Annotated in this window: 28 protein-coding genes; 7 read left to right on the top strand and 21 right to left on the bottom strand. The window is 67.3% G+C overall.

From position 1 onward, the window contains the following. Nucleotides 1-2: 2 nt before the first annotated feature. The 7 genes from aat to bioB all read right to left on the bottom strand — a co-directional run bounded on the left by aat (nucleotide 3) and on the right by bioB (nucleotide 6,018). Nucleotides 3-704 carry a leucyl/phenylalanyl-tRNA--protein transferase gene (gene aat, locus ACE3N6_RS00205; protein ID WP_374243141.1) on the bottom strand — a complete coding sequence of 234 codons (702 nt, stop codon included), beginning with the start codon at nucleotides 702-704 and terminating at the stop codon, nucleotides 3-5. Nucleotides 705-743: 39 nt separating this feature from the next. Further along, the gene (locus ACE3N6_RS00210) at nucleotides 744-1,280 is read right to left on the bottom strand and encodes a C40 family peptidase (RefSeq protein WP_374243142.1); all 537 of its coding nucleotides are present in this window, start codon (nucleotides 1,278-1,280) and stop codon (nucleotides 744-746) included. A 250-nt stretch (nucleotides 1,281-1,530) separates the two neighbouring features. Next, nucleotides 1,531-2,361 carry a phosphoserine phosphatase SerB gene (gene serB / locus ACE3N6_RS00215; protein WP_374243144.1) on the bottom strand — a complete coding sequence of 277 codons (831 nt, stop codon included), beginning with the start codon at nucleotides 2,359-2,361 and terminating at the stop codon, nucleotides 1,531-1,533. Beyond that, a complete protein-coding gene (locus ACE3N6_RS00220; RefSeq protein WP_374243145.1) occupies nucleotides 2,361-3,434 on the bottom strand; it encodes a 3-deoxy-7-phosphoheptulonate synthase in 1,074 nt (357 codons plus the stop codon). Before ACE3N6_RS00220 ends, serB begins: the two co-directional genes overlap by 1 nt. A 49-nt stretch (nucleotides 3,435-3,483) precedes the next feature. Further along, on the bottom strand, nucleotides 3,484-4,131 hold the full coding sequence (locus tag ACE3N6_RS00225; RefSeq protein WP_374243146.1) for a pyrimidine 5'-nucleotidase: 648 nt from the start codon (nucleotides 4,129-4,131) through the stop codon (nucleotides 3,484-3,486). A 3-nt stretch (nucleotides 4,132-4,134) separates the two neighbouring features. Then, nucleotides 4,135-5,019 (bottom strand): methyltransferase domain-containing protein, encoded by an 885-nt coding sequence (locus tag ACE3N6_RS00230; protein ID WP_374243147.1) that lies wholly within the window; start codon nucleotides 5,017-5,019, stop codon nucleotides 4,135-4,137. A 9-nt stretch (nucleotides 5,020-5,028) separates the two neighbouring features. Next, nucleotides 5,029-6,018 carry a biotin synthase BioB gene (gene bioB / locus ACE3N6_RS00235; protein WP_374243148.1) on the bottom strand — a complete coding sequence of 330 codons (990 nt, stop codon included), beginning with the start codon at nucleotides 6,016-6,018 and terminating at the stop codon, nucleotides 5,029-5,031. A 137-nt stretch (nucleotides 6,019-6,155) separates the two neighbouring features. Here bioB and ACE3N6_RS00240 point away from each other — a divergent pair, with 137 nt between their 5' ends. Together ACE3N6_RS00240 and ACE3N6_RS00245 are read left to right on the top strand one after the other, a co-directional pair. Beyond that, nucleotides 6,156-6,812, top strand: coding sequence for a ComF family protein (locus ACE3N6_RS00240; RefSeq protein WP_374243149.1), 657 nt, complete (start codon nucleotides 6,156-6,158; stop codon nucleotides 6,810-6,812). A gap of 33 nt (nucleotides 6,813-6,845) precedes the next feature. Then, complete coding sequence (locus tag ACE3N6_RS00245) at nucleotides 6,846-7,310, top strand: tRNA (cytidine(34)-2'-O)-methyltransferase (RefSeq protein WP_374243150.1); 465 nt, start codon at nucleotides 6,846-6,848, stop codon at nucleotides 7,308-7,310. A gap of 2 nt (nucleotides 7,311-7,312) precedes the next feature. On the opposite strand, the gene ACE3N6_RS00250 is transcribed toward ACE3N6_RS00245, so the two are convergent. The 6 genes from ACE3N6_RS00250 to ACE3N6_RS00275 are packed head-to-tail and all read right to left on the bottom strand — an operon-like array spanning nucleotide 7,313 to nucleotide 10,302. Continuing rightward, nucleotides 7,313-8,293: an NAD(P)H-dependent glycerol-3-phosphate dehydrogenase gene (locus ACE3N6_RS00250; RefSeq protein ID WP_374243151.1), complete on the bottom strand. Its 981-nt coding sequence runs from the start codon at nucleotides 8,291-8,293 to the stop codon at nucleotides 7,313-7,315. 4 nt (nucleotides 8,294-8,297) lie between these two features. Beyond that, entirely contained in the window at nucleotides 8,298-8,750 is a 453-nt protein-coding gene (locus tag ACE3N6_RS00255) for an SH3 domain-containing protein (RefSeq protein WP_374243152.1), read from the bottom strand. Nucleotides 8,751-8,755: 5 nt separating this feature from the next. Then, complete coding sequence (secB, locus tag ACE3N6_RS00260) at nucleotides 8,756-9,211, bottom strand: protein-export chaperone SecB (RefSeq protein WP_374243153.1); 456 nt, start codon at nucleotides 9,209-9,211, stop codon at nucleotides 8,756-8,758. Between the two features lie 41 nt (nucleotides 9,212-9,252). Continuing rightward, complete coding sequence (gene grxC / locus ACE3N6_RS00265) at nucleotides 9,253-9,522, bottom strand: glutaredoxin 3 (RefSeq protein WP_374243154.1); 270 nt, start codon at nucleotides 9,520-9,522, stop codon at nucleotides 9,253-9,255. 2 nt (nucleotides 9,523-9,524) lie between these two features. Beyond that, the gene (locus tag ACE3N6_RS00270) at nucleotides 9,525-9,935 is read right to left on the bottom strand and encodes a rhodanese-like domain-containing protein (protein WP_374243155.1); all 411 of its coding nucleotides are present in this window, start codon (nucleotides 9,933-9,935) and stop codon (nucleotides 9,525-9,527) included. A 49-nt stretch (nucleotides 9,936-9,984) separates the two neighbouring features. Continuing rightward, nucleotides 9,985-10,302 carry an ArsR/SmtB family transcription factor gene (locus ACE3N6_RS00275; protein ID WP_374243156.1) on the bottom strand — a complete coding sequence of 106 codons (318 nt, stop codon included), beginning with the start codon at nucleotides 10,300-10,302 and terminating at the stop codon, nucleotides 9,985-9,987. A 293-nt stretch (nucleotides 10,303-10,595) separates the two neighbouring features. Here ACE3N6_RS00275 and ACE3N6_RS00280 point away from each other — a divergent pair, with 293 nt between their 5' ends. From ACE3N6_RS00280 to ACE3N6_RS00290, 3 genes are read left to right on the top strand one after another with little or no spacing between them, the layout of a single operon-like run. Then, a complete protein-coding gene (locus tag ACE3N6_RS00280) occupies nucleotides 10,596-12,017 on the top strand; it encodes a S41 family peptidase (RefSeq protein WP_374243157.1) in 1,422 nt (473 codons plus the stop codon). Nucleotides 12,018-12,036: 19 nt separating this feature from the next. Further along, nucleotides 12,037-12,492 carry a hypothetical protein gene (locus tag ACE3N6_RS00285; protein WP_374243158.1) on the top strand — a complete coding sequence of 152 codons (456 nt, stop codon included), beginning with the start codon at nucleotides 12,037-12,039 and terminating at the stop codon, nucleotides 12,490-12,492. 46 nt (nucleotides 12,493-12,538) lie between these two features. Next, entirely contained in the window at nucleotides 12,539-13,288 is a 750-nt protein-coding gene (locus ACE3N6_RS00290) for a ThiF family adenylyltransferase (RefSeq protein WP_374243159.1), read from the top strand. Here ACE3N6_RS00290 and ACE3N6_RS00295 read toward each other — a convergent pair. The 8 genes from ACE3N6_RS00295 to ACE3N6_RS00330 form a co-directional block, all read right to left on the bottom strand. After that, on the bottom strand, nucleotides 13,280-14,257 hold the full coding sequence (locus ACE3N6_RS00295) for a sterol desaturase family protein (RefSeq protein ID WP_374243160.1): 978 nt from the start codon (nucleotides 14,255-14,257) through the stop codon (nucleotides 13,280-13,282). The two genes, ACE3N6_RS00290 and ACE3N6_RS00295, sit on opposite strands and share 9 nt — an antisense overlap. Then, the gene (locus ACE3N6_RS00300) at nucleotides 14,254-14,997 is read right to left on the bottom strand and encodes a polysaccharide deacetylase family protein (protein WP_374243161.1); all 744 of its coding nucleotides are present in this window, start codon (nucleotides 14,995-14,997) and stop codon (nucleotides 14,254-14,256) included. Before ACE3N6_RS00300 ends, ACE3N6_RS00295 begins: the two co-directional genes overlap by 4 nt. Then, nucleotides 14,997-15,959, bottom strand: coding sequence for a beta-propeller fold lactonase family protein (locus ACE3N6_RS00305; RefSeq protein ID WP_374243162.1), 963 nt, complete (start codon nucleotides 15,957-15,959; stop codon nucleotides 14,997-14,999). The genes ACE3N6_RS00300 and ACE3N6_RS00305 overlap by 1 nt, the downstream gene beginning before the upstream one ends. Nucleotides 15,960-16,066: 107 nt before the next feature. Continuing rightward, on the bottom strand, nucleotides 16,067-17,155 hold the full coding sequence (gene ribD, locus ACE3N6_RS00310) for a bifunctional diaminohydroxyphosphoribosylaminopyrimidine deaminase/5-amino-6-(5-phosphoribosylamino)uracil reductase RibD (RefSeq protein ID WP_374243163.1): 1,089 nt from the start codon (nucleotides 17,153-17,155) through the stop codon (nucleotides 16,067-16,069). A gap of 10 nt (nucleotides 17,156-17,165) precedes the next feature. After that, on the bottom strand, nucleotides 17,166-17,648 hold the full coding sequence (gene nrdR, locus ACE3N6_RS00315; RefSeq protein ID WP_153161758.1) for a transcriptional regulator NrdR: 483 nt from the start codon (nucleotides 17,646-17,648) through the stop codon (nucleotides 17,166-17,168). A 27-nt stretch (nucleotides 17,649-17,675) separates the two neighbouring features. Continuing rightward, the gene (gene glyA / locus ACE3N6_RS00320; RefSeq protein WP_374243164.1) at nucleotides 17,676-18,926 is read right to left on the bottom strand and encodes a serine hydroxymethyltransferase; all 1,251 of its coding nucleotides are present in this window, start codon (nucleotides 18,924-18,926) and stop codon (nucleotides 17,676-17,678) included. A gap of 115 nt (nucleotides 18,927-19,041) precedes the next feature. Further along, a complete protein-coding gene (locus ACE3N6_RS00325) occupies nucleotides 19,042-21,075 on the bottom strand; it encodes a methyl-accepting chemotaxis protein (RefSeq protein ID WP_374243165.1) in 2,034 nt (677 codons plus the stop codon). A gap of 102 nt (nucleotides 21,076-21,177) precedes the next feature. Beyond that, complete coding sequence (locus ACE3N6_RS00330) at nucleotides 21,178-21,816, bottom strand: histidine phosphatase family protein (protein WP_374243166.1); 639 nt, start codon at nucleotides 21,814-21,816, stop codon at nucleotides 21,178-21,180. A 251-nt stretch (nucleotides 21,817-22,067) separates the two neighbouring features. On the opposite strand from ACE3N6_RS00330, the gene ACE3N6_RS00335 reads away from it, so the two are divergent. Together ACE3N6_RS00335 and ACE3N6_RS00340 are read left to right on the top strand one after the other, a co-directional pair. After that, complete coding sequence (locus ACE3N6_RS00335) at nucleotides 22,068-22,658, top strand: TRAP transporter small permease subunit (protein WP_374243167.1); 591 nt, start codon at nucleotides 22,068-22,070, stop codon at nucleotides 22,656-22,658. Further along, complete coding sequence (locus ACE3N6_RS00340) at nucleotides 22,659-24,182, top strand: TRAP transporter large permease subunit (protein WP_374243168.1); 1,524 nt, start codon at nucleotides 22,659-22,661, stop codon at nucleotides 24,180-24,182. Nucleotides 24,183-24,213 lie beyond the last annotated feature (31 nt).

A 24,213-nucleotide genomic window follows, 5' to 3' on the forward strand; every position in this document is an offset into this window, starting at 1 on the left:
CGTCAGGTCCAGGGGGCTTGGGCTCCATCCTGCGGCCAGCGGGCGGGTGCCGGGCCGTCATGGGTGAGGGTGTCGAGCAGCTTCACGAAATCCTCGCGGGTGATCTCACGGCCACCCAGCGAGGCGAGGTGGTGGGTGGTCATCTGACAATCTAGCACGCCAAAATCCTGTTGCTCAAGGAAGCGCACCAGGTGCACGAAGGCGATCTTGGAGGCATCGGTGCGGCGGCTGAACATGGATTCGCCGTAGAAGGCGCGCCCCACCGCCATGCCGTAGAGCCCGCCGACGAGCTCGCCATCGACCCAGGTCTCGACCGAGTGGGCGTAGCCGAGTTCGTGCATCCGGATGTAGGCGTCCTGGATGGCGTCGGTGATCCAGGTTCCGGTGGCTTCTCGGGTCTGGGCGCAGGCGCGGATGACCGTGGCAAAGGCGCTGTCGAGGCGTACCTCGTAGCGGGCGTTGCGGAGGGTCTTGCGCAGCGAGCGGGTGATTCGGATTCGATTGGGGAAGACCACCATGCGGGGGTCGGGGCTCCACCACAGGATGGGCTCGCCGTCGTTGAACCAGGGGAAGATGCCCCGGCGGTAGGCGGCGAGCAGCCAGTCGGGCGTGAGCGCACCACCGGCGGCGAGCAACCCGTTGGGGTTGCGCAGGGCGCGAGAGATGGGGGGGAAATCGGGTTGGTCGCCGAGCCAGGGGATCATGTCGCAGCGAGCCAGCTTGCCGGCAGGGCCGGCGGGGGGTCAGTTGGACTGGGTCGGTCGGGCCGAGGCGCTGGGCAGGACGCGCCGGGCACCGTCGTAGCGGGCTGCCCAGTAGGAGACACGCATGTCTTCGACGCGGACCACGCCGCCGGCAGACGGTGCGTGCACGAACTGGTAATTGCCCAGATAGATGCCCACGTGGGAGAAGGCGCGACGCATGGTGTTGAAGAACACCAGATCGCCCGGCTTCAGATCGTTGATCTTGACCTGCTCGCCGGTCTGGGACATTTCGGCGGCGGTGCGGGGGAGGCCGAAGCCGAGGGCGTCGGAGAAGACCTTGCCGACGAAGCCGCTGCAGTCAAAGCCGGTGAGGGGGCTGGTTCCGCCCATCCGGTAGGGGACGCCGAGGAAATTCAGGCTGCGGGTGACGAGGGAGCGCATGGAGTCGGTGTAACGCTCGAGCACCGTGGATGCAGGGGCGTCCTCCTGGACCGGCGCGATGGGCTCCGCAGCGATGGTGACGCCGGACAGCGTCGCCGCTACAAAAAAGCCGATGATGGTCTTTTTGATAGGCATTCGATCAGTCTACCGAATGGTGGCATCGGTGTAAAGAATTTCGACTTCTATCGATGTTGCATTGCGCAATGTGCATTGCGCCACAGTCCGCGTTCAATGACATTGGTAGTATTCGACCCGCACTGGACGCGGGCAGCAACGCCCGGGAGGCCGCGCAGAGAATGGGCTGAACCGGTCGGCACATTCTCATGAAAGGGCCCTTCGGCTTTTCGCGGCGAAGCACCCGCGCCAGTCGCACCACCCGCCCAGTTCAGGCGAACAGGTTGAGGATGCCGTCCAGCCCGCTGTAGTTGAGGGCGAAGGAGGCTTGCTCCCTGACAACCGGTTTTGCGTGATACGCGACGCCCACGCCAGCGGCCGACAGCATCGGCAGATCGTTGGCTCCATCTCCTGCTGCGATGACCGTTTCGGGTGCGAAGCCGTGATGCTTGCGCACGAGTTCAAGGGTGTGGCGCTTGGCCTCCCCGTCGATGATTTCGCCTTTTACCCGGCCGGTGAGCTTGCCGCCGCGGATCTCGAGTTCGTTGGCGAAGGCGTAGTCGAAACCGAGTTGCTTCTGCAGGCGCTCGGTGAAGTAGGTGAAGCCGCCCGATACCAGCACGGTGACGATCCCGGCTTTCTTGAGCCCTTCGATCAGGCGTTCGGCGCCAGGGTTGAGTTGCAGCCGTTCGTGAAAGACGCGCCCGAGGGCGTCTTCAGGCAGGCCTTCGAGGAGCGCGACGCGGCGGGTGAGGGATTCACGGAAATCCAGCTCGCCTCGCATGGCGGCTTCGGTGATTGCCGCCACTTCGGCCTTGAGGCCCTGCATGTCGGCGATCTCGTCGATGCACTCGATGGTGATGAGGGTCGAGTCCATGTCGGTGACGAACAGCCGGAAATCTGCGAGGCGTCGATCTTCGGGGACGAAGGCGAAGTCGAGCTCGTGGGCTTCGCAGTAGGCGGCGAGCTCCGGGTGCGGCCTGGCGTTGATGAGGCGCACGGCGTTCGGACCCAGCCGGCCCACCCCTTCCGAGCCGGTCAGGGTGGTGAGATCCTTTAGTGCGCGGGTTTCGAGCTTGCGGCCCTGGACGACCAGATTCATCAAGCCGGGCTCCGCTGGGGCAGGACCTCGCGCAGGATGTCGCGGGTGTTGCGGATCATCTGTTCGGTGGTGGCCCAGTCGACGCAGGCGTCGGTGACGGAGCAGCCGTAGCGAAGCTGCGTCAGATCCGCGGGGATGGGCTGGTTGCCGGCTTCGATGTTGCTTTCGATCATCAGGCCGACGATGGAGCGGTTGCCTTCTCGGATCTGGTGGGCGACGTCGCGCATCACCAGGGGCTGGTATTCGGGGTTCTTCCAGGAGTTGGCGTGGGAGCAGTCGATGACGATGTTGGTCGGCAGCTTGGCCTTGGCGAGGGCCTTTTCGGCCAGGGAGACGGACACGGTGTCGTAGTTGGGGCGGCCGCCGCCGCCGCGCAGCACCACGTGGCCGTAGGCGTTGCCGCGGGTGCGGATGATCGACGACTGGCCCTGGGCGTTGATGCCGAGGAAGCTGTGGGGGGCCGCGGAGGAGAGGATGCCGTTCACCGCCGCGTCGAGGGAGCCGTCGGTGCCGTTCTTGAAGCCGACCGGGGTGGACAGGCCGGAGGCCATCTCGCGGTGGGTCTGGGATTCGGAGGTGCGGGCACCGATGGCGGTCCAGGCGATGAGGTCGCCGTAGTATTGCGGAGCGATCGGGTCGAGGGCCTCGGTGGCGGCGGGCAGGCCGGCTTCGTTCACCTGCAGCAGGAAGCGCCGGGCTTTCTCCATGCCTTCGTCGATGCGGAAGGAGTCGTCCATGTGCGGGTCGTTGATGTAGCCCTTCCAGCCGGTGGAGGTGCGCGGCTTTTCGAAGTAGACGCGCATCACCAGCACGAGGGTGTCGGCGACTTCGTCGGCGAGCTGCTTGAGGCGTCGGGCGTAGTCGAGACCGGCGACGGGGTCGTGGATGGAGCAGGGGCCGACGACGACGAAGATCCGCGGGTCTTTGTGGTCGAGGATGGCCTGCAGGGTGCGGCGACCTTCCAGGACGACGCTGGCGGCCACGTCGGTAAGCGGCACGCGGGAGACGATCTCTTCGGGGGAGGGCATGCGGTCGAAGGCCGCGATGTTGAGGTTTTCGGTCTGGGCGGTCATGGCTGTGGCGGTGTGTCAGCGGTGCGCGCGGAGCGCAGAATCCGGCATTTTACCTCGAACCGCCGCGCTGCATCGAGCGACGCGCCAGGCCGAGCACCGATGGCAGGCGGTGATCGACGAAGGGCGGGGTGCGCAGGCTGCGGCTGATCCACACGGTGGTCATGCCCAGGCGTTTGGCGGTGCGCAGGTTCTCGGCGCTGTCTTCGACCAGGATGCAGCGGGCCGGGTTGAGGCGGTGGTCGCGCAGCAAGTGCCGGAAGCCGCGGATGCCGGGCTTGGGGTGGAAGCGCATCTGCTCGACCGAGTAGACGTCGGCGAAATGCTGGCGGATGCCCATCGCCCGGAGGACGGCTTCGGCGTAGTGCCGGGGGCCGTTGGAGAAGACGATCTTGCGCCCCGGCAGGCGGCGCAGCAGGTGATGCAGGGCGCTGTCGAAGACGACCATCCGGTCGAGATCCGGAAACTGGTGGGTGTCGTGCAGGAAGTGGTGCGGATCGGTGCCGTGGTGCCGCATGAGACCCAGCAGGGTGGCGCCGTAGCGCCGCCAGTAGTCCATGCGCAGCCGGTTGGCCGCCGGCTCGTCGAGATCGAGTTCGCGCATGAGGTAGGCCGTCATGCTGCGGTTGATGTGGGGGAAGATGTGGGGGCTGGCGTTGTGCAGCGTGTTGTCGAGGTCGAACAGCCAGACGGGATGCATCGGTCAGACGGGTTTGGGCTGGAAACGGACGATGGCGCGGCCGTCGTCGGCAATCTTGGGCTCGGCCTTCCAGGCGTGGCCGTAGATCACTTCCACGGTGACGGGCAGGCGGTCGTTCTTGCGTAGGGTGTCGTAGTGGCTGCGCAGGTGCTGCCAGTGGCCCTTGCCGACGAGGCCGCGGGGGCGGTTGGTGGCGGCGTTGGTGGAGCCGCTGGCGCGCAGGGCCTTGAGCAGGTCGTCGAGCCCGGCGTAGGTGAGGGTGATCATGTCCATGTCCATCACCGGGTCGGAGAAGCCGGCCTTGACCAGGGCGTCGCCCAGGTCGTGCATGTCGATGAAGCGGTGCAGGTGTTCGGCCTGCGAGGGCGGCAGCGACGCGCGCAGCTCCTTGAGGGTGTCGGGGCCCAGGGTGGAGAACATCGCCATGCCGCCCACTTCGAGCACTCGGTGCAGTTCCTTCAGCGCCGGCAGCGGGTCGTGCAGCCACTGGAGCATCAGGTTGGACCAGGCGAGGGAGACGCTGCCCCGGGCGAGGGGCAGGGCGCTGGCGTCGGCACAGACGAAATCGGGCTCGGCGGGTTTGCCGAAGCGCATCAGGCGCTTGAGGAGGCCGGTCTCGCCGCGGGCCTGGGCAAGCATGGCCGGCGCGACGTCCACGGCGATGCGGGGAATGCCCGGGTAGCGCTGGGCGAAGCCGGGAAGGTCGGCCCCGGGGCCGCAGCCCAGGTCGAGGATGCGGCGGGGCGCGATGCGGATGTAGTCGAGGCGTTCGCCCATGCGGCGGGAGACTTCCCGCGCGAGGGTGTCGACTGTGCCGTAGCCGGCGGCGGCCCGTCCGGCCCGACGGCGCACGAGGCGCGGGTCGAGCTGGAAATCGGGTGCGGTCATCGGGCGGGCTTAGATGGACTTGAGGCCGAGACGGGCGAAGAGCTTGTCGTCGGCGTCGGCGTCCGGGTTGTCGGTGGTGAGCAGGCGCTCGCCGTAGAAGATCGAGTTGGCGCCGGCCATGAAACACAGGGCCTGGAAGCCGTCGCCGAGTTCCTGGCGGCCAGCGGACAGGCGCACGTAGCTCTCGGGCATGGTGATGCGCGCGGCGGCGATCACGCGGACGAAGTCGAACGGGTCGATGGCTTCGGCGCTGCCCAGCGGGGTGCCTTCGATCTGCACCAGGTTGTTGATGGGCACGGAATCGGGCGGCGGGGTCATGTTGGCCAGCTCGGCGATCAGCGCGGCGCGGCTCTTCTTGGTCTCGCCCAGGCCGACGATGCCGCCGCAGCACACGTTGATCCCGGCGTCGCGCACCTTGTCGAGGGTGTCGAGGCGATCCTGGAGGGTGTGGGTGGTGATGATCTGGCCGTAGAATTCGGGCGAGGTGTCGATGTTGTGGTTGTAGTAGTCGAGCCCGGCTTCTTTGAGCTGTTCGGCCTGGCCGTCCTTCAGCATGCCGAGGGTGACGCAGGTCTCGAGGCCCAGGGCCTTGACCTCGCGGACCATGTCGAGCACCGGGGCGAGATCCTTTTCCTTCGGGCCGCGCCAGGCGGCGCCCATGCAGAAGCGGGTGGAGCCCTTGGCCTTGGCGGCGCGCGCGTTCTCGAGCACTTCGGAGATCGGGAGGAGGGTTTCCTTCTCGAGGCCGGTGTCGTAGCGGGCGGACTGGGAGCAGTAGCCGCAGTCTTCGGAGCAGCCGCCGGTCTTGATCGAGAGCAGGGTGGAGCGCTGCACGGCGTTGGGATCGAAGTGCTCGCGGTGAACCTGCTGGGCGCGGAACAGCAGGTCGTTGAACGGCAGGGCGAACAGGGCTTCGACCTCGGCGACCGACCAGCGCTTGCGCTTGGACGTGGGGGTGGAGGACGGCGCGCTTTCAGCGCAGGTGGCGGTGGCGGTCATTGTCAGGCACCCTTATTTTGGCTGTAATTCAAAATTACGAAGCCTTTTAGTTTCCCCGAAGGGGTCTGGATTTGTCAAATCAAGCGCTTGGCCGGCCCGGGTGGCTGGCGGTTGCCCGGGACGCCCTGGCGACGGCGGTGTTCCCGCAGCAGTGCTTTGCCTGCGGCGCCGCAAGCGGAAGCGGCGTGCTGTGCGACGCGTGCCTGGCCGAACTGCCGGGGCGGCTGGCGCAGCGTTGCCCGGTGTGCGGCATCGGTCAGCCGCTGGGCGAGGTGTGCGGGGCATGCCTGCGCGAGCCGCCGCCCTTCGAGGCGACCGTGGCGGCGCTCGATTACGGCTTTCCGGCCGACAGGCTGATCCACGCGCTCAAATACGGCCACCGGTTGAGCGTCACGCGGCTGCTCATCGACCTGATGGCGGCGGCGCCGGTTCCCGCGGCTGACATTGTTTTGCCGATGCCGCTCCACCCGGCCCGGCTGCAGGCGCGCGGCTTCAATCAGGCCGCCGAGCTGGCGCGACCGCTGGCGCAGCGCTGGGGGCTGCCGGTGCGGCTGGATGGCGTGGCGCGCGATCTCGATACTTCGCCCCAGGCGAGCCTGCCCTGGAAGGCGCGGGTGGCGAACATCCGCGGGGCCTTCCGGGTGACGGCGCCGCTGGCGGGGATGCGGGTGGTGGTGGTCGACGACGTGATGACCACCGGCGCGACGCTGGCGGAGTTTGCCCGGGCGCTGAAGGCGGCGGGGGCCGAGCGGGTCGAGAACCGGGTGGTGGCGCGCACGCCTGCGCCGGCTTGATCGGTCAGGGATGGGCGTGCACAATCCGCGCCCATGTTCCATGTCGTCCTTCATCAGCCGGAGATTCCTCCGAACACCGGCAACATCATGCGCATGTGTGCCAATTCGGGCGCCCGGCTGCACCTCGTCAAACCGCTGGGCTTCACGCTCGAAGAGAAGCAGCTGATCCGCGCCGGCCTGGATTACCGGGACATGGCGGTGGTGACGGTGCATGAGGATTGGCCCAGCTGCCGGGCAGGCTTCGACGGGCAGCGCATCTTCGCGCTCACGTCCCACGGCGGCCGGAGTTACGCGGAGGTGGCTTTCCAGCCGGGCGACGTGTTTGTCTTCGGGTCGGAATCCTGCGGCCTGCCGGCGGAGCTGCACGCGGAGTTCGGCGACGAGCGCCGGCTGCGCATCCCGATGCGGCCGGGAAACCGCAGCCTCAATCTGTCGAATGCGGCTGCGGTGGTGGTGTATGAAGCCTGGCGCCAGTCGGGCTTTGCCGGCGGCGGCTAGGTTTATTCCTGCTTCGGGTCGCGGGCCAGGAGCTGCTCGACGGCGCTGCGGGCCGACAGCGTGCCGGTCAGGACGCCTTCGACGGCCAGGGTGATCGGCATGTCGACACCCAGGCGCCGGGCGAGGGCCGCGACTTCGTGGGTGGTGCCGACGCCTTCGGCCACGTGGCCCAGGGCGGCGAGGATGTCGGGGAGTGTCTTGCCCTCGGCGAGCATCAGGCCGACGCGGCGGTTGCGCGACAGATCGCCCGTGCAGGTAAGGACGAGATCGCCCAGCCCCGCGAGCCCCATGAAGGTGTCGCGACGGGCACCCAGCTCGACGCCCAGGCGGGTGATTTCGGCGAGTCCGCGGGTGATGAGCGCTGCCCGGGCGTTGAGCCCGAAGCCCATGCCGTCGGCGATGCCGGCGGCGATCGCCATGACGTTCTTGACGGCACCACCCACTTCCGCGCCGACGAGGTCGTCGTTGGCGTAGAGGCGCAGGCGGTTGTTGTGCAGGGCTTGCACCCAGTGGCGGGCAAAATCGATGTCGCGGGCGGCGATGGTCACTGCCGCGGGCAGGCCTTTGGCGACTTCGGCGGCAAAGCTGGGGCCGGTGAGCACCCCGCAGGGGGCGTCGGCGCCCAGCTCTTCGGCGACGATCTGGTGCGGCAGCTTGGCGGTGCCGGCCTCAAGCCCCTTGCAGGCCCACAGCAGCGGGGTGCCGGGCGCTGCGGCGCGCAGGGCGCGGGCGGTGGCGCGCAGCCCGGCGAGGGGCGTGACCACCAGATGCAGATCGGCCTTTGCGGCGTCGGGCAGGCTGTCGGTGAGTTGCAGAGGGGCCGGTAACGGAATGCCGGGGAGGTAGCGACGGTTTTCCCCGTCGGCGCGCAGGGCGGCGATCTCGGCGGATTCGCGGCTCCACAGGACGACTTCGTGGCCCCGGGCGAAGGCGAGGGCGAGGGCGGTGCCCCAGGCCCCTGCGCCAAAGACGGCGATGCGCATCGGTTTACAGGCCCCAGATCTGGTTGATGCGGATGAACCCGCTGCTGCCGTCCCGGTGGCGGACGCCCACCCAGCCGTCGGCGGGGGGCTTGTCGCCCAGTTCGAGCACGACGTCCTTCACGGCCTCGAAGGCCAGCGGTGCGCCGGCATCGGGCTTCTGGCGGATCTCGGCGCGGGCGGCGGTGACGATCACCGTGCGCTTGTCGGAGAGCTGGCGGCGTTCGAGCCACAGCAGGCTGCCGGCGGGCTCGCGGACCTTCACCCAGCGGTCGATGTTCACGACCATCTCGACGGGGGTGTGGCGCTGGATCACGAACAGCGGCTTGCCCTGCTTGGACGGCGCGTCGTAGACAATGGCGGGCTCCGCGAGGGAGCGGAAGTCCGAGGCGGCGCCCGCGCCTGCCGCCGCGAGGGCGAGCGGCAGGGCGAACAGCGCCGCAGGGGTGCGGCGGCGCATCGTCATTACTGGACCGGAACGTCGGTGCCGGGGGCCTGCTGGCGGTTCTGCTGGAACAGGGCCTCGAAGTTGACGGGGGCGAGCAGCACGGGCTGGAAGCCGGCGCGGGTCACGGCGTCGGAGATCGCTTCGCGGGCGTACGGGAAGAGGATGTTGGCGCAGCCGATCATCATGATCGGTTCCAGGTCTTCCTGGGGCACGTTGCGGATCTGGAAGATGCCGCACTGGGCGACTTCGACGAGGAAGACGGTCTTGTCTTCGGGCAGCTGGGCGGTGACGGTGACGGTCAGGGTGACTTCGAACACGCCTTCGTCGATGCCGTTGCCTTCGGTGCGCAGTTGAACGTTGATCTGGGGGGCTTCCCGCTCGAGGTAGATCTTCGGCGCGTTCGGCACTTCAAGGGACAGGTCCTTGACGTAGAGCTTTTCGATGGAGAAGACGGGTTGGGCGTTTTCGGACATGGTGGTCTTTCCGGTTGAGAAATCGGGGATTCGGGGGGTGTTCAGGCAGCGTCGCCCTTGAGCAGGGCGTCGAGCTTGCCTTCGTGATCGAGAGCGAACAGGTCGTCGCAGCCGCCCACGTGATAGTCGCCGATGTAGATTTGCGGCACGGTGCGTCGGCCGGTGCGGGCCATCATCTCGTCGCGACGTTCGGGGTCGGTGTCGATGCGGACCTTCTCGATCTCGGTGACGCCCTTGCGGCGCAGCAGGCCTTCGGCGCGGACGCAGTAGGGGCAGACGGCGGTGGCGTACATCAGGATTCTGGGCTGCATGGTCACTTCTTCTTCTGACGGCTGATGGGCATGCCGGCCTGAACCCAGGCTTCGATGCCGCCTTCGAGGTTGTGCACCTGGCTGAAGCCGGCCTTGGCGAGGATGGCGCAGGCGCTGGCGGAACGGCCGCCGCTCTGGCAGTTGAGGATAACAGGCTTGTCCTTGAGTTTATCGAGTTCGCCAAGCCGCTTGGCGAGTTCGCCAAGGGGGATGTGGCGGGCGCTGGGCAGGTGGCCGGCGGCAAACTCGGCGGTCTCGCGCACGTCGATGACGACCGCGTCCTCGCGGTTGATGAGGGCGGTGGCCTGGGTCGGGCTGATGCCGCGACCGCCGCGCAGGGAGGTGACGACGAGCATCGCGCCGCTCACGGCGGCGAGCGCCGCCCAGTACCAGTTCTGCTGGATGAATTCCACGAAACGGACTCCGGTGCTGAAGGGGGTGGAAAAGAGAAAGGGAAGGGGGTTACGGGCTCTCGCCGCAGAACACTTCCCGCATCATCGCGATGAGCTGGAGGGTGCGCGGGTCGCCCACGCGATAGTAAACCCGGTTGGCGTCCTTCCGGGTGAGCAGCACGTCCTTGTCACGCAGGATGGCGAGGTGCTGGGAGATGTTGCTCTGGGAGGTGCCGACGGCTTCGACGATGTCCTGGACGCAGGCTTCTTCGCTGCCGATGACGCACAGGATCTTCAGCCGAAGGGGGTGCGAAATCGCCTTGAGGGCCCTGGCCGCGGTCTCGATGTGCTCCTGGTTGGCGATGAGGTCGGCGGTGCTAGTCTTCACGAAGATTCGGGTATGCGGGAGTCAATATTATAAAATAGCATCTTTTGAACCGATGGTGCGGCCCGCCTGCCATCCTGAGGCGGGTGGCCGCCGGCGGTGCCGGTGTGGAGAGTGCAAACCGTCGATTCCGTCACGGAAGGTATCGTCCGGCGCGCGGTGGCGGGGGCGTGGCGCCGCCCGATAGACGGACGGATTTCAGGTTTATACTTCCTGCCGTTCATGAATATGCCCGTTCCCGGGCAACACGGCCCGATCGCGACGGGCCGGGCGTTCAACGCCACGACGGAGACTTTATGCGCAGCAAACTGCAACAAGCCGGCCTGGTGTTCTCCGGGCTGTGTGCCGGGGTTCTCATCAGCCTCAACTTCTCGGCCAATGCGGACAAATCCCCGCTTGCGCCGCTCCCGGTGGAAGAGCTGCGCAATCTGGCCGACGTGTTCAACGCGATCAAGCAGGGCTATGTGGAGCCGGTGGAGGACAAGAAGCTGATTACCTACGCGATCAGCGGCATGCTGTCCAACCTCGACCCCCACTCGGCCTACCTCGACGCCGAGGCGTTCAAGGAGCTTCAGGTTGGCACCCAGGGCGAGTTCGGCGGGCTGGGTATCGAGGTGGGGTCGGAGGACGGCTACGTCAAGGTGATCTCGCCGATCGAGGATACCCCGGCGTTCCGGGCCGGCATCAAGGCGGGCGACCTCATCATCAAGCTCGACGACACGGCGGTGAAGGGCATGGCCCTCAACGACGCGGTCAAGCGGATGCGCGGCAAGCCCAAGACGAGCATCGTGCTCACCATCATGCGCAAGGGCGAGACCAAGCCGATCGTCGTGACGCTGGTGCGCGAGGTCATCAAGGTTCAGAGCGTCAAGTCGAAGGTGGTCGAGCCGGGGTACGGCTACGTGCGGGTGGTGCAGTTCCAGGAGCAGACCGCAGCGTCGCTGGTGCAGCACCTTGACCGCCTGGCGAAGCAGGGCGAGATGAAGGGGCTGGTGCTCGATCTGCGCAACGATCCGGGCGGTCTGCTGCATGGCGCGGTGGGCGTGTCGGCGGCCTTCCTTCCGCCGGGGGCGCTGGTGGTGTCGACCGATGGCCGCGCCGACGACGCCAAGCGCAAGTACGTGGCCTCGCCCGAGGATTACCTGCGCGGCTCGCGGGAGGATTTCATCCGCAATGTGCCGGCGTCGATCAAGACGGTGCCGATGGTGGTGCTGGTCAATGGCGGTTCGGCGTCGGCGTCGGAGATCGTGGCCGGTGCGCTGCAGGATCACAAGCGGGCGGTGGTGATGGGCACCCAGAGCTTCGGCAAGGGGTCGGTCCAGACGATCCTGCCGCTCAACAGCAACGCCGCGATCAAGCTCACCACGGCGCGCTACTTCACCCCGAACGGCCGCTCGATCCAGGCCAAGGGCATCGTGCCGGACATCGTCGTGGAGGAAACGCCGGGCGGGTCGTCCCGCGAGCGGCTGCGTGAGGCGGATCTGGATCGTCACCTGGGCAACGGGAAGGAGGTCGAGCAGGTCGCCGCCCCCAAGCCGGCCGACGCGGTGCCGGCCGCGCCCCGGAAGGATCAGGCGCCCAAGGGCAAGGACAAGCCGAAGGATGCGGACGACGAGATGAAGCCGCCGTTCGAGATCGCCGGCAAGGACGATTACCAGCTGGCCCAGGCAGTGAATTTGCTCAAGGGTCTGCAAATCCTCCAGAATAGCGGCAAATAACCCACAAGCCGGGGGCGACATGCGACGGGAGACTGCGTACAAACTGGCCGGGCGCAAGCACGATCACGCCGCGCACCACGCTGGCAGCGGCATCGCCAAGACGCGGGAGATCCGCTTCAAGGATTTCCCGCCGGGGCAGGTTGTCCAGGCCCATCGGTCGCTGGCCGCGCTGCGCGGCGTGCGGGTTGAGCCCGGCCGGGACGAGCTGACCCTGGTCGTGCATTACAACGTGCTCGACTTCACCCTCCAGCTGCTCGACGAGGCCCTGGTGGGCGCGGGTTTCCATCTCGACCGTTCGCTGCTCACCCGGCTCCATCGGGCGCTGATCTACTATGTCGAGGAGACGCAGGTGCACAACCTGCGTTCGCCCGAGCGGCTCATCAAGCAGTCCCACGAGGTGTACATCCAGGCGTACGCCCACCACCCGCACGGTGATCGCGACGACACGCCGCCCGATCTGCGCGAATTCAAATAGCCCGCCGGGGCCCGTTGGCGGCGCGTGGGGCACTTCCATTTCTGCAATGAACGACGATCAGCTTCTGCGCTACTCGCGCCATATCCTGTTGCCCCAGATCGGCATCGAGGGGCAGGACGCCATCGTGGCGGCCCGCGTGCTGCTGGTGGGGGCCGGTGGGCTGGGCTCGCCGGCGGCGATGTATCTGGCTGCGGCCGGGGTCGGGACGCTGGTGCTGGCCGACGGGGATACCGTCGATCTGACCAACCTGCAGCGCCAGATTCTCCACACCCAGGAGGGCGTGGGGCGGCTGAAGGTGGAGTCCGGCCGGGATGCGCTGGCGCGGCTGAACCCCGAGGTTCGCGTGGTGGCGCTGGCCAGACGGCTGGATGGGGCCGAACTGGATGCCGAGGTGGCGGCGGCGGATGTGGTGCTCGACTGCTCCGACAACTTCGCAACCCGACATGCCATCAACCGGGCCTGCGTCGGCCACCGCAAGCCGCTGGTCTCGGGTGCGGCGGTGCGCTTCGACGGGCAGGTGTCGGTGTTCGACCTGCGTAAGGATGAAAGCCCCTGCTACCACTGCCTGTTTCCCGAAGGCGAGGACGTGGAGGAGGTGCGCTGCGCGGTGATGGGGGTGTTCGCGCCGATCACCGGCATCGTCGGGGCGATCCAGGCCGCCGAGGCGCTCAAGCTGCTGGCTGGCTGCGGCGACCCCTTGGTGGGGCGCTTGCTGCTGCTGGATGCCCTGGGGGCCGAGTGGCGGACGATCCGTCTTGGGCGCGATCCGGCGTGCCCGGTCTGCGGGTCACGCTGACTGGGATTTGCGCGGGTTCGTCAGGGCTTTCCAGAAAAGCACCAGCCCTAGTTTCTGCTGCGCCCAGAAGTTGTCGCGGGCGGCGATCTCCTCTGCGCTCTGCTCGTGAATGCCGGTCGGCGGCAGGCCTGGCTCCAGGTAAAGCGTGCCGAAGAGGATGTCCCAGATCGGCAGCAGGATGGCGAAGTTGCAGCCCTTCCGGAAGCGTGGATCGGCCGGCAGATCGATGGCGTGGTGCCAGCGGTGGTAACGCGGGCCCACGATGAGATAGTCGCCGATCTTGCCGAAGTCCAGCCGGGTGTTGGTGTGAGAGAGGTTCTCCACCAGCCGCAGGGCGATCAGCAGACCGATGAAGTGGCCTGGCGGCACCCCGATCAGCAGCGACAGGCAGGCAAACCACACGCCGGCGATCACGTCGTCGAGCAGGTGGTTGCGGGAGTCGGTCCAGAAGGACATCTGCCGCTGGGAGTGGTGGATGCCGTGCAGCGCCCACCACCAGCCGAAGGTGTGGGACAGCCGATGGCGCCAGTATTCGGCGAAGTCGAGGATCACCAGGTAGATGGCAAAGCTGGCCAGCGGATTGGAGTCGAGGCCCGGCAGCCAGTCTTCGAGCTGGCGCGGGATGACGTCGTGAAAGCGTAGCCAGCGCTCCAGCTCCATGAAGCCTGGGGCGAGCAGCAGGAAGACCGCGAGGGGGATGAGGCCCATCCGGTTGAGCACCGAGTAGACGATGTCCACCCGTACGGCCCGGCGCTCGGCCCATTTTTCGGCCGGCCACCAGGCTTCCAGCGGGCGCATCAGGGCGTAGGCGATGGCCAGCTCGATGCAGCCCAGCAGGACGAACTCGATACCCTCGAAGCCCATCTCCACGTAGCTGGCAAGCCCAAGGGCGAACAGCACCGGCTGGACGAAGGTGTCGAACAGCCAGCCCTGGAAGGAAACGAAAAGGTCGGTGAGATACTGCATCATCGGGTCGGGATGGTGGCGAAGCAGAAGCCGCGCGCCTTGAGCCCGCCGATCAGCGGGTCGAGCATGGGGGCGAAGGGATCCTTGCGGGACCAGATGCCCAGATGGGCCATCAGAATGTCGCCGTCGCGGATGCGGGCCAGGGCGCGTTTGAGGAGCGCTTCGTTGGGGTAGGCGTCGGACGGTAGTTCGTCGCCCAGGAAGCCGGCGGGTGCCCAGCCGACGTGGCGATAGCCGCAGGCTTCGGCGGCCTTGAGGGTGTTGGGGGTGGTGCGGCCGCCCGGTGCGCGCCACAGGGGGTCGAGCCGGCGCCCGGTGAGTTCGGCGAAACGGGTGTCGGGGGCCTTGAGTTCGGCGCAGAGCTGGGCGGGGTCGAGGGTGGTCTGGGTGCCGTCCATGAGGCGGTAGCTCACCTTGCCGTCGGCTTCGTCCTTGCGGAAGCTGCCGTGGCGCCAGGTGTGGCTGCCGAAGGCATGGCCCTCGGCGGCGCGGGCTTTCCAGTAGTCGGCCCAGGTGGGGTCGAGGGCCATGTCGCCGCGCAGTGTCTTTTCCTGGGCGACGAAGAAGGTGGCCTTGACCCGGTGCTTTGCGAGGATGTCGGCGATGGCCTCGGCGTGGCGCATGTTGCCGGTGTCGAGGGTGAGGTAAACCGTTCCCTGGCAAGTGGCGTCGGTGGCCTGGGCGATGCCCGCCGCGGTGAGCAGCGGTGCGAGGAGGGTGCGCATGGCCGTGCGGAGCGGCATCACTGTCTCGGGGCGTGGCTGATGAAGGAGACGCCGTGGGGGGAGCGGCCCACCGGGATCGAGTGGGAGAGCTTCTTCTGTTCGAGATTCACGACCTGCACCTTGCGGGCGAAGCGGGCGGTGGCCCAGAGTTCCTTGCCGTCGGCGCGGATCTCCATGTCGTCGGGGCCGCCGGGGACGTCGTACTTCTCGACTTCGGTGAGGGTCTGCATGTCCACCAGGGAGATACTGCCCTTGAGGGAGCGGTTGGAGACGAACACATGGCGGCCGTCGCCCCGCGGCAGGAAGTTGTGGGCGGCCTTGGCGGTGACGATCTTCTTGACCGTCTTGCGGGCGCGCCAGTCGATCACTTCGACGTAATCCGCGCCCATGATGCCCACCAGCAGGTATTTGTCGTCGGGGGTCATGTGGATGCCGGCGGGGGTCGGGCCGACGGGCACCTTCCAGGCGGGCTGCTGGGTCTTGAGGTCGATGGCGAGGACTTCGTTGGAATCCTGCAGGGTGATGAAGACGAACTGGCTGGCCTTGTCGAAGGCCATGTGGGAGGGGGTCTGGGCCGCCGGCACGCGGGCGACGAGGGAGAAGTCGGCCGCCCGGTAGAGGTCGACCCGGTCAAGCCGCAGGGAGTTGGCGATGAACCACTTGTTGTCCGGCGAGAAACCGATCTGGTAGGGGTCGGAGATGTTCTTGATGCGCTTCTGCTCCTTGCCCGTGCGGGGGTCGAAGAACACCAGCTCGTTGGACACCGCGCAGGCGACGATCACCGAGCTGTCGTCGGGGGTGGCCATCAGGTGGTGAGGCTCCTTGCAGGCCGGGGCGCGACCGGTCTCGGTGTAGGTGCGGGTGTCGACGAAGCTGACGTTCTCGTCCACCGAATTGAGAACGATGGCGGTTTCGGCGTGGGCGGTGGCGGCGAACAGCAGAGCGGCGGTGACGAGGCCGGGCAGGGACGGGAGCTTCATGAACTGGGCGCAGGGGTAAGTGTGCCCAGATTAACGGCCGCAGGAGGCCGACGTTGACCCTGTCGGCGATCTATTTCAAAGGTTTGCAAATCGCGGCGAACGGCCGCTCAGGCAGGCCTGGCAAGGATGCGCAGATCGCGCCCGATCTGGCGGATGTCATGGAAGGCGAGTTCGCGCTTGTCTTGCAGGCTGGTGAGGGCGGGCAGGTTGAAGAGGCCCCGCGCCGCGTCGCCGACCAGGGAGGGGGCGAGGTAGAGGATGAGTTCGTCCACGCAGCCTTCGCGTAGCAGCGAGCCGTTGAGCTTGAAGCCGCTTTCGGCGAGCACCTCGTTGATGCCGCGCCGGCCGAGTTCGAGCATCAGCGCCGAGAGATCGACCTTGCCGCCGGCGTTGGGCAGGATCGCCACGTCGGCGCCGCGGCGCTGGAGGGCGGCGATGCGCTCGGGCTGGTCGATGGCGCCGGCGATGAGCACCTTGCCGCCGTCGAGCAGTTTGGCGTTGAGGGGGGTTTCGAGGCGGGCATCGACCACCACGCGCAGGGGCTGGCGGTCGGTGGGGATGGCGCGCACGGTGAGCTGCGGGTCGTCGTCGCGGACGGTGCCGATGCCGGTGAGCACGGCGCAGGAGCGGGCGCGCCAGCGGTGGGCGTCGCGGCGGGCGTCGTCGCCGGTGATCCACTGGGAGACGCCGTTCTCCAGCGCTGTCTTGCCGTCGAGGGTGGCGGCTACCTTGAGGCGCAGCCACGGGCGGCCGCGGGTCATGCGCGAGACGAAGCCGAGGTTGAGCTCGCGGGCCTGAGCTTCCTGCACGCCAGACAGCGTTTCGATGCCGGCGTCGCGCAGGCGGGCAAGGCCGCGGCCGGCGACCAGTGGGTTCGGGTCTTCCATTGCCGCCACTACGCGGGCGACACCGGCCTTGACGAGGGCGTCGGCGCACGGCGGTGTGCGGCCGTGGTGGGAGCAGGGTTCGAGGGTGACGTAGGCGGTGGCGCCGCGGGCGGCCTCGCTGGCCATCGCGAGGGCGTGAACCTCGGCGTGGGGCTCTCCGGCCCGGACGTGCCAGCCTTCGCCGACGATGTTGCCTTCGCGCACGATGACGCAGCCGACGCGGGGGTTGGGCGTGGTGGTGAACAGGCCGCGCGCGGCCAGAACGAGGGCGCGGGCCATCCACCGGTAGTCGTCGGCGCTGGCGGTCATCGGCAGGGAATTACTGAGGGGTGTTGCGGGGGCGGCCGCGGGGCTTGGTGGTGACTTCGCGGATGACTTCCGAGAATTCGTCCACGTCCTCGAAGGCGCGGTAGACGGAGGCGAAGCGGATGTAGGCGACCTTGTCGAGCTTCTTGAGTTCGCGCATGACGAGTTCGCCGATGCGCTCCGAGGCGATCTCGCGTTCGCCCGATGCGAGCAGCTTGGCTTCGATGCGGTCGACGGCGGCTTCGACGCTTTCGGCGGTGACCGGCCGCTTGCGCAGGGCTAAGGTGAGGCTGCCGAGGAGCTTGTCGCGGCTGTATTCGGCACGGCTGCCGTTTTTCTTGACCACCTGCGGCATCTTGAGATCGATGCGCTCGTAGGTGGTGAAGCGCTTGTCGCAGGAGAGGCACCTCCGGCGGCGACGGACGATGTCACCGTCCTCGTTTTCACGGGTGTCGGTGACCTGGGTGTTGTCCGCGCCGCAGAAGGGGCAATGCATGGCTTGCGCTGGCTGGGCAGGGCCTGCTTACGCGCCGTACACCGGGAACTTGCGGCAAAGTTCGGCAACCTTGGCGCGCACGTTTTCGGTGGTGGCTTCGTCGTTGGGCTTGTCGAGTACGTCGGCGATGAGATGCGCGATGCGCTCGGCCTCGATCTCGGTGAAGCCGCGGGTGGTCATGGCCGGCGAGCCGATGCGGATGCCGGAGGTGACGAAGGGCTTCTGCGGATCGTTGGGGATCGAGTTCTTGTTGACGGTGATGTGGGCACGGCCCAGCGCGGCTTCGGCTTCCTTGCCGGTGATGTTCTTGGACTGCAGATCGACCAGGAAGACGTGGCTTTCGGTACGGCCGGAGACGATGCGCAGACCACGCTCTTCACCCAGGACGCGGGCCATCACGCGGGCGTTGGCCAGCACCTGTTCCTGGTAGCGCTTGAACGAGGGCTCTGCGGCTTCCTTGAAGGCCACGGCCTTGGCGGCGATGACGTGCATCAGCGGGCCACCCTGCAGGCCCGGGAAGATGGCGGAGTTGAGCGCCTTCTCGTGTTCGGCCTTCATCAGGATGATGCCGCCGCGGGGGCCGCGGAGGGTTTTGTGGGTGGTGGAGGTGACCACGTCGGCGTGGGGCACCGGGTTGGGGTAGTAGCCCGCGGCGATGAGGCCGGCGTAGTGGGCCATGTCCACCCAGAAGATGGCGCCGACTTCCTTGGCGATCTTGGCGAAGCGCTCGAAGTCGATGCGCAGGGCGTAGGCGGAGGCGCCGGCGATGATGATGCGCGGCTTGTGCTCGCGGGCCAGCGCTTCCATCTTGTCGTAGTCGATCTCTTCGTTCTTGTCGAGGCCGTAGGCGACGACGTTGAACCACTTGCCGGACATGTTGAGCGGCATGCCGTGGGTGAGGTGGCCGCCTTCGGCCAGGCTCATGCCCATGATGGTGTCGCCGGGTTTGGCGAAGGCCATCAGCACGGCCTGGTTGGCCTGGGAGCCGGAGTTGGGCTGGACGTTGGCGGCTTCGGCGCCGAAGAGGGTCTTGAGGCGGTCGATGGCGAGCTGCTCGGCCAGATCGACAAACTCGCAGCCACCGTAGTAGCGCTTGCCCGGATAACCTTCCGCGTACTTGTTGGTGAGCTGGGAGCCCTGGGCTTCCATCACGGCTGCACTGACGTAGTTTTCGGAGGCGATCAGTTCGATGTGATCTTCCTGACGGCGGTTTTCGGCCTCGATGGCCTGCCAGAGTTCAGGGTCGACCTTGGCAAGGGTATTTTGCTTGGAAAACATGGCGATCCAGGTGGGCTTGAGTCAAATTCGAATTTTAGCATGCCCCTTTGGGCCGTGCAGAACGCAAGCGGGCCCGCGGGCCGTCGCCGGCGCGCGGGCCTGGGCGGGGCGTGGCTCAGACGTGGAAGTGGCTGACCTTGGACTGGAGGTTGGTCGCCAGTTGTTCGAGCAGGGCGGCCTGTTCGTTGGTCTGGCGGGTGATCTGGTTGTTCTGGTCGGCCATCCGGGCGATCTGCTCGACGCCGCGGGCCACCTCCTGGCTGGCGATGCTCTGCTCGCGGGTGGCGTCGGCGATGTCGTTCACGGCGCTGGTGGTGCGGTCGCCTTCGCTGCGGATGGTTTCGAGCACGGCGCCCGAGTCGGTGGCCAGGCGCACGCCGTCGCGGACTTCGTCGGTGACGCCGCGGATCATCGCCACGACCCGGTCGGCTTCGTTCTGCACCTCGCTGACGGTGGAGCTGATCTCGCGGGTGGAGGTGGCGGTGCGTTCGGCCAGCTTGCGCACTTCGTCGGCGACCACGGCGAAGCCGCGGCCGCTCTCGCCGGCGCGGGCGGCTTCGATGGCGGCGTTGAGGGCGAGGAGGTTGGTCTGGTCGGCGATGTCGTTGATGATCTTGCCGATGTTGGAGATGCGGGCGGAGCGTTCCGAGAGGAGGTTGACGGCTTCGCCGGCCTTGTCGATCTCGCTGGAGATGCGCCCCATGCCGCCGATCATCTGGCGCACGGTGTCGCCGCCGGTCTCGGCTTGCTGCTGGGCCTGCTGGGTGATGTCGCGGGCGGTGGCGGCGCTGTCGGAGACGTGGGTGATGCTCACCGAGAGTTCCTCGATGGCGGACGCGAGGCTGGCTGCGGCTTCGTTCTGGGTGGCGGTGCTGCCCACCACGTTGTCGGAGCTGGCGCGCACGGATTCGGCCACTTCGCGCACGGATGCGCTGGCCCGCTTGACCTCGCCGATGAGGGCGCCGACCTGCTCGGTGGTGGCGTCGAGGGCGCGGCTCATGAGGTCGAGTTCGTTGCGGCTGGTGGGGTCGGCGGGCGGCAGACGGGCGCTCATGTCGCCGGCGCCGATGCGGTCGAGGGTGGTCAGCAGGGTGCGGATCGGGGCGATCTGGCGGCGGGCGGTGAGGAACAGGGCGAGGGTGAGCAGCACGGCGCCGGCCAGACACAGGGCGATCAGGCTGTTGCGCAGCTTGCGCGCTTCGACGGTGAATTCGTCGATGTAGCTGCCGGTGGCCATGACCCAGCCCCACTCGGGGATGGTCTCGAAGACCATCATCTTCTGGCCGATGCTGCCATCTTCCCGCGGCCAGTCGTAGATGGCCATGCCTTGCTTGAGCCTGGCTTGCTCTTCCAGGATGCGCTGGGCGTGGGGTTGGTTCATCTCGCTGAGTTTTTTGCCGGTGAGGGTGGGGTGGAAGACGAACTCGGTCTGGGCAGGGTCGGCGTTGGGGGCCTGGACGTAGGCGTAGCCGGTGGAGCCGGACTTGACCTCGCCGAGCGCCTTGAACAGCCGCTCCATGTCGCCGTGGACGTCGACCCGGGCGGCGAGGGCGGCGATCACCTTGCCTTGGGCGTCGGCGATCGGCTCGATGGCGGAGACGTAGTATTTGCCGTTGCGTTTGACGATGCCGGTGTAGGGTTTGCCGGCCAGGAGGGTCTTCACCTCGGGGCCGTCTGCGGCGAGCGGGGTGCCGACGGTGCTCTTGCCGTTCTTGTCCTTGAGCAGGGTGGCGGCGCGGACGAGTTCGTCGCCGGCGCGGATCAGCAGCGCCGGGTCGGCGTCGATCTGCCGGCGCAGCCCGTCGAGCAGCTCGACGTTGTCGTTCAGGATGCGGTCGCCACCGCGGACGACCGGCAGCTGGTAGTTGCCGGCGGCGACGGTGTCGGTGCCGATGCGGATCGGCCCCAGGCTGTCCTTGTAACGGCGGAGCGCCTTGTTGGCGTCGGCGACGGCGTTGGCGTGGCTGAGTTCGAGCAGCCGGGAGATGTTCCTGACCTGACTGTTCAGTTCTTCCTCGGTCTTGGCAAGCGCGGCGCGTTCGGAGAGGTGGGTGGTCAGCCCGATGAGTACGGCAAAGACGCAGAGGCTGGCGACGGCCGCGGTGATGGCCATCTGGTGAACGAGGGATAGGTGGCGAAGTTTGAACATCTCCGGACTCCGGTCGAGTGGGCGGTTGGTGCGCCTTGGTCATCGACAGGATTCCGGGAAACTTGATGGCCACCCCCGGTTGGCCGCACCGCGCCGGGGCGGTCAGGCGTTGGGCAGTTCGTCCAGCGCGGTGCCCAGGTGGGCTTGCTGGGCCCAGGCGATGAGCGACCAGACCTGCCCGTCCCAGCCGATCCAGTTGAGGGCGGCGTTGGGAATGGTGAAGTCGCGCGGAGCGGTGAGGGGCTTGCCGGTGGCGAGGCGGTGGACGACGTCGAGCACGCCTCCGTGGGTGACGATCAGCACCGTGCCGCCGGGGTGCCGGCGGGCGATGCCGTCGAGGGTCTCGTGGATGCGCGCCGAGAACTGGCGCAGGCTCTCGCCGCCTTCGGGAAAGGTGAACTCCGGGTCGCGGGTTTCGAAGCGCCGGTAGTGGTCGGGGAAGCGGATGCGGGCTTCGTCGTAGGTGAGGGCCTGGAAGCTGCCGTAGTGGCGTTCGCGCAGCCGGGCGTCGAAGGCCGGTTCGAGGCCGCAGCGTTCGGCGATCGCGGCGGCGGTCTGGCGGGCGCGGGCGAGGTCGGAGGAGTAGGCCGCGTCGAAGCGTTCGGCGGCGAGGCTGGCGGCGGTGGCGCGGGCCTGGGCGAGACCGGTTTCGTTGAGCGGAATGTCGGTGTGGCCCTGGAGGCGGCGTTCGGCGTTCCAGGCGGTTTCGCCGTGACGGACGAGGCAGATTCGGGTTGCCATTGCTGCGGTGCGGTGGATGAATCGTCGGGGCTGCAGTATCGCACGGGTCTCCGGCGTGCGGCAGCCCGCGGGGCGCGGCCCGGGTACGACGGCCGTGCGGAAGTTTGGCGCGCCCGCTCGAAAAGCGGCCCCGGTAGGCGTAATCCCTTATTGCTGGCGGGTTGTTCTCGCCGATAATCCGGGCGCTGGAACCCGGGATGTTTTCGAAAAATAGAGACGGTCGTTCAGTCAAACCAAAGGAGGTGCGGGACGTGCAAGCCCTGCTCAAACTATCGGGCGCCATCGACGCGCTCAACCGGCGGGTCGGAAAGGCGGCAATCTGGCTCGTACTGGTGGTCACCATCATCAGCGCCATCAACGCCGTGGTGCGCTACGCTTTCAACTACAGTTCGAACGGTCTGCTGGAGATCCAGTGGTACCTGTTCTCGGCGATCTTCCTGCTGTGCGCCGGCTACACCTTGATGCGCAACGAGCACGTGCGCATCGACGTGGTGTCGAGCCACTTCTCGCCGCGGGTCCATGCCTGGATCGACATCGTCGGCACGCTGTTCTTCCTGGCGCCGATGGCGGTCGCGGTGCTGTATCTCTCGTGGCCGATCTTCGTCAATTCCTTCCTCAACAAGGAGTACTCCTCCAACGCCGGCGGGTTGATCGTGTGGCCGGTGCGCGGGCTGGTGCCGCTCGGGTTCGCGCTGCTGATCCTGCAGGGCGTCTCGGAGTTCATCAAGCGGGTGGCCTTCCTGAAGGGGCTGATCGCCGATCCGAACGCCAAGGTCGACGCGCCTTCGGCGGAAGAGGAGCTGGCCCGGGCCATCAAGCAACAGCGTGGGGAGAGCGCCTAAATGGAATTCATCGCTGCCAACATGGCGCCCCTGATGTTCGGGTCGCTGGTGATCTTTCTGCTGTTCGGCTATCCGGTGGCGTTTGCCCTCGCCGCCAACGGGGTGGTGTTCGGGCTGATCGGGATCGAACTTGGCCTGCTTACGCCGGCGCTGTTCCAGGCCCTGCCTGATCGCATCTTCGGGGTGATGTCCAACGACACGCTGCTGGCGATCCCGTTCTTCACCTTCATGGGGCTGATCCTCGAGCGGTCGGGGATGGCCGAGGATCTGCTCGACACCATCGGCCAGCTCTTTGGCCCGGTGCGCGGCGGTCTGGCCTTCGCGGTGATCTTCGTCGGGGCGATCCTCGCCGCGACTACCGGCGTGGTGGCGGCGTCGGTGATCTCGATGGGCCTCATCTCGCTGCCGATCATGATGCGCTACGGCTACGACCAGCGGCTCGCTACCGGTGTGATCGCGGCGTCGGGCACGCTGGCGCAGATCATCCCGCCGTCGCTGGTGCTCATCATCATGGCCGACCAGCTTGGCCGCTCGGTGGGCGACATGTACCAGGGGGCGCTGATCCCTGGCCTGGTGCTCACCGGCCTGTACGTGGGTTACGTGGCGCTGGTGGCGGTGTTCAAGCCCTCAGCGGCGCCCGCCCTGCCGCCGGAGGCGCGGACGCTGCGCGGCGGCAAGCTGTTCCTGCGGGTGCTCACCTCCCTCGTGCCGCCGCTGATGCTGATCTTCCTGGTGCTCGGCACCATCTTCCTGGGCATCGCCACACCGACCGAGGGTGGGGCGATGGGCGCCGCCGGCGCCCTGGTGATGGCGGTGATTCGCCGGCGGCTCAACGTGTCGCTGCTCAAGCAGGCGATGGAGAGCACCGCCAAGCTGACCACCTTCGTGGTGTTCATCCTGGTGGGCGCGCGTGTGTTCTCGCTGACCTTCTACGGTGTGGAAGGCCACCTGTGGGTCGAGCACCTGCTCACTTCACTGCCCGGCGGCCAGCTTGGCTTCCTGATCGTGGTGAACATCCTGATCTTCCTGCTGGCCTTCTTCCTCGACTTCTTCGAGCTGTCGTTCATCGTGGTGCCGCTGCTGGCGCCGGTGGCCGAGAAGCTGGGGATCGACCTGATCTGGTTCGGGGTGTTGCTGGGGGTGAACATGCAGACCTCGTTCATGCACCCGCCCTTTGGCTTCGCGCTGTTCTACCTGCGTTCGGTGGCTCCGGCGGCCATCAAGACGACGCAGATCTACTGGGGCGCGGTGCCCTTCGTGCTGATCCAGATCGTGATGGTGGGCATTCTCATCGCCTTCCCGCAGCTCGTCACCATGGGCCTGGACGCTCAGCAGAACGTGGATACCGACGCCGTCGAGATCGTGGTGCCCGAGGCCGACGCGCCAGAGGATTCCCCGGTTCAGTTCGGCGACGGGAAGGAAGGCGATGCCAAGCCGGCCGAAGGGACGGAGCTTACGCCGCCCCCCGCCGAGGACGACGCCACCAAGGCGCTGGAGAAGGCGCTGCAGTCCGACAAAAAGTAGCCGCCGCGGCGGATGCACGACAAAAAACCCG

This window comes from Zoogloea sp. (assembly GCF_041904905.1).
Classification (GTDB): Bacteria; Pseudomonadota; Gammaproteobacteria; order Burkholderiales; family Rhodocyclaceae; genus Zoogloea.